At 67.7% G+C, this 820-nt stretch carries 1 pseudogene; it reads right to left on the bottom strand.

Annotation, left to right across the window (positions count from 1 at the left end):
* A pseudogene (locus EN935_RS38345) lies at positions 1 to 820 on the bottom strand (methylase); the annotation flags it as partial.

Here is an 820-nt window from a genome sequence, read left to right as displayed (position 1 = left end):
TCGGGCGGCCATGTGCATGGCGGCATTGGGCAGGATCCCGCTCGATAGGGTGCCGATCGAATCCGGAAAGCCACCCGGTGTCCGGGGCGGCAGATCCGTGGTCCAGGCGAGCAGCGTTTCGACATCAGTGGCCTTGCTCGGCGACGGGACGAAGCTTTTCGGGTCGGCGGCCGGTACCTTGTCGATAACTGTCAGGCGCGTATCAGTGGTGGTGCCATGGCGGGCGTAGACACGGCCGCCGATCGCCGCGGTGAAGATGACGATGCCCTGCTGCTGCAGGCGTTCGAAGGCCGGCCGCCATTTGGGGTTTTCGGGAGACAGCCCGGTGCCGGTGATGGCGACCAGGCGCCCGCCGGCGCGCAGGCCGGCGAATGCGGAAGAGAGATGCCGCCATGCCGCGTCAGTGACGTGGCCGTCGACATAGGCGCCGACGCTGAACGGTGGATTCATCAGCACGACGGACGGCTCGATGGCCGCGTCGAGATGATCGTCGATATGGGCCGCGTCGTGCCGCGAGACGGGGACCCTTGGAAACAGCAGGCCGAGGAGATCGGCCCGCGTCGCGGCAAGCTCATTGAGGGCGATCGAAGCGCGCGCCATCTCGGCGTGGACGGCGAGCAGACCGGTGCCGGCCGAAGGTTCGAGAACCAGGTCGCAAGATGCGATCGCCGCGGCGTGCGCCGTGACGAAGGCGAGCGGCAAGGGCGTCGACAGCTGCTGCATGGCCTGGCTCTCGTCGGACCGTCGCGTATGGGTGGGAAGAAGATCGGCGATGCGCTTGATCATCGCCAGCGTTGCCTGGGGCGTGGTGGACCGGGAC

It is taken from the genome of Mesorhizobium sp. M7D.F.Ca.US.004.03.1.1 (genome assembly GCF_003998635.1).
Taxonomy (GTDB): Bacteria; Pseudomonadota; Alphaproteobacteria; order Rhizobiales; family Rhizobiaceae; genus Mesorhizobium; species Mesorhizobium loti.
Note: the sequence above shows the minus strand (reverse complement) of the source record. Positions and strands in the feature narration are given on the sequence as shown.